Genomic DNA, 2,656 nt, shown 5'->3' on the forward strand with positions numbered 1-2,656 from the left:
TCACACTTGTTGCGGTGAACAGCACTTCATACGACTTCAGGTCGCACGGACAGAAACGTATCAGTGGTTTTGCTAAATTAGCAATCAATAAATTAGTTTAGGTATGGAAAAACCACCTTATCACCAATCTTTGTCTGGGTTTGATTTAAGCGGGCAGATCAAGTAAAAAAGATCCTCTGGCAAGGAACCTACAACTATTTGGTTTTATTTCGTCCAAGTAAGTGGTGTAGGTCTGTATATGCTTTACTAATAAACAAGTCATAAACCAGTTTGAATGACGAAAACAATAAGGATGATATTGCAGAAATTTGTACTGCGAATAAGAGCCAAACTATTAACGCGCATACTGCTTTAATTTTGCCCGCACTAATTATCTGAACTATTGAGGCGTGCGTTGAGAAAGTTAATGTTAAATCACAAAGTAAAGACGCTATTAGCGACGTGGTACTAAAAAGCAAAACCAGTACCAAGCTCTTTAGAACGCTTAGGTCTACACCACTAAAAGCTAGCCCTATGTTTTCCTTTCCTTGTACTTTTTGCAATGCAGTCGGATAAATTAGAGCTAACCAAGCTCCAATTACACCAAACAAGATTGCCGATACATTAACTAATATTCCTATCTGAGATTTTATTAACTCTACTTTGAGAGTAAATGCGAAATCAAATAGATACTTGTTGGCAACAATTACGTAGCCAACAAGAAACGCTACCCATAAACCAAATTTTAGCCAGCCGAAACTAGCTTTTTTATCGGTCATGCTGCTTTTCTCTTATTAGGTTTTCTAGGTACCAATCTGACCTGCTTTGTGCCAATGTAATCAAGCAACTCAGATGCACCAAATGGGTTTTTACCAATACGTTGAATCTCGAAAGCGTGTTCTGTTTTGAGATACTTACCATCTAAGAAAATCTTTCTACCACTCTCACCTTTAAGCACAAAACCAAGGTTGTTGTACTTGTCAGGGTCAATAATTTCCTTTTGATAAGCTGTTACGATATCCAAAAAGTCATTTGCGGTCGCAGGCGTAAAATCAAGTTCAACTTCAACATGCACTTCTTTGGCTTTAGGCAATCCACGACCAACGGCTTGACTCGCTAGATTATGAAACCAACCTACAAGTTCAACGTCTTCAGCTTGTTTTTGAGTTCTACGAACAATCTTAGTTATTTTATCGTGTTTTTGTGTTAGTTCTTCAATCGTCGATTCATCAGTTTTACGCTTCAGGTCAAGCTTGAAATAACCCAAGTCTCCATCTTTATCATCAGGATGTCGATAGCCTATAACTTTATCTTCATTATCTTTATGCGTAACTGCAAATTCTGAATAGTTCTGCATATATCCGGTAATGTAGTTTCTTAAAGCTACAAGCGATGTCATTGCGTGGTCATAGTGAATTGTTGCTAAAAGGTCATGATTCAATGAAATCCAATAGTAGCTTGGCAAGCCCGGTATAACTGTGTTGGAGTCAACACCAGACTTCACCTTTGCTTTACCAGGCTTTGAGTCTTTCGATATAGTAAGAATCTCGTCATCAGCATTGGTTAACTCATTCCAAAGCACAAAGACGTACTCACCATTTGCACCATCGATGTCATAACAATAGACGTTCGATTGTCCTACTGCTTTATCAGCTTTTCTTGTACTCGTGTTTACTAGATTGGGTCTTTGCTTGAACCAGCCAATTAATGAATCTAATACAGCCTCACTTGAATCAAACAACTGCTCATCAGAGCCTCTTTTGTAAATGCCGAGTTTATCGATATCGTAATACTGAAGGGTACCTTTCATTCAAACCTCTTATTGATTGTATGAGGCACGAACGCCATCTTGATAGCCTATTGCAAACGCTGCGTGAGGGCTTTTGTGTCGAACTGTTCCGGCTTGGCTAACTGGCAAAGAGTCAATATCGATATTGAGTTCTTCTTGGCGTTCTAGACCCAGAGCGTAACCTCGTTCATAAGCACAACCGCAGCACTTATGACGCCCCATACCACCTTGGTCATGGGGTAATTGTTCAAACTCAGGGTAATGTCGATGTTCACTTTGACACGTTGACATAAAAACCTCCTATCGTTTCTTGTTCGATTGAGCTAATACTGAAGCAGCGAATTCTTTTGTTTCATCACTGTATTTGTCTGACTGAAGAACCTTTGAGGCTTTAGTCTCCATATCTTTGCCAGTTTGCTTTGACTTATCAGCTTGAGCCATTGCGCTTGCAGCTAGTGATTTCTGAATCTTTGAAGCGTTAGGGTCAGAAAGGGCTTTAGCTGCTTTCGAAGCAACTGATTTAGAGGTTTTCTTAGTATTCATAATGTTATCCTGTGAAATAGACGATCAAGATATGGTGATGGTTGTATATTATTTCAAGGCGCAGAAACAAATAAGTCCTGAAGTAGTGCAGTCTTTCGTTGAATACTTCAATTTATAATCAATTGATTAGTCAAAGGGATAACGAGTTAAGTTGCTCTGTGGGTCATACTTCTAGGTTTGCTAAATTTGGATAACTTTTAGTAGGGCAAAAGTGCATGAACAGGATGTGAATGAGTAAAGGCACTAAGCAGTAGAGGGGCAATTATGTGTTCATAAAAATCACGATTACTTGTGATCACCAAGCGATTCTGTCGTACCTTAACTACCAAATGACTTTGTCGTTAG

General features: G+C 39.0%; 4 protein-coding genes. All 4 read right to left on the reverse strand.

What is annotated here, in order from left to right; translation table 11 throughout:
- Positions 1-194 precede the first annotated feature (194 nt).
- From AB6E78_RS22750 to AB6E78_RS22765, 4 genes are read right to left on the reverse strand one after another with little or no spacing between them, the layout of a single operon-like run.
- Positions 195-758 (reverse strand): hypothetical protein, encoded by a 564-nt coding sequence (locus tag AB6E78_RS22750; RefSeq protein WP_011998878.1) that lies wholly within the window; start codon positions 756-758, stop codon positions 195-197.
- The gene (locus AB6E78_RS22755; protein ID WP_371716855.1) at positions 755-1,789 is read right to left on the reverse strand and encodes a hypothetical protein; all 1,035 of its coding nucleotides are present in this window, start codon (positions 1,787-1,789) and stop codon (positions 755-757) included. Before AB6E78_RS22755 ends, AB6E78_RS22750 begins: the two co-directional genes overlap by 4 nt.
- A gap of 9 nt (positions 1,790-1,798) precedes the next feature.
- Positions 1,799-2,059, reverse strand: a complete 261-nt coding sequence (locus AB6E78_RS22760; protein WP_011998876.1) for a hypothetical protein — start codon at positions 2,057-2,059, stop codon at positions 1,799-1,801.
- A gap of 9 nt (positions 2,060-2,068) precedes the next feature.
- Positions 2,069-2,311 carry a hypothetical protein gene (locus tag AB6E78_RS22765; RefSeq protein WP_102576638.1) on the reverse strand — a complete coding sequence of 81 codons (243 nt, stop codon included), beginning with the start codon at positions 2,309-2,311 and terminating at the stop codon, positions 2,069-2,071.
- Positions 2,312-2,656 lie beyond the last annotated feature (345 nt).

The organism is Vibrio sp. 10N.247.310.98 (assembly GCF_041467395.1).
GTDB lineage: Bacteria > Pseudomonadota > Gammaproteobacteria > Enterobacterales > Vibrionaceae > Vibrio > Vibrio crassostreae_C.

What these genes read in the sequence shown, in the direction of transcription:
- AB6E78_RS22750 (WP_011998878.1), bottom strand. Translation starts at nt 758, where the DNA reads ATGACCGATAAAAAAGCTAGTTTCGGCTGGCTAAAATTTGGTTTATGG.
- AB6E78_RS22765 (WP_102576638.1), bottom strand. Translation starts at nt 2,311, where the DNA reads ATGAATACTAAGAAAACCTCTAAATCAGTTGCTTCGAAAGCAGCTAAA.
- AB6E78_RS22755 (WP_371716855.1), bottom strand. Translation starts at nt 1,789, where the DNA reads ATGAAAGGTACCCTTCAGTATTACGATATCGATAAACTCGGCATTTAC.
- AB6E78_RS22760 (WP_011998876.1), bottom strand. Translation starts at nt 2,059, where the DNA reads ATGTCAACGTGTCAAAGTGAACATCGACATTACCCTGAGTTTGAACAA.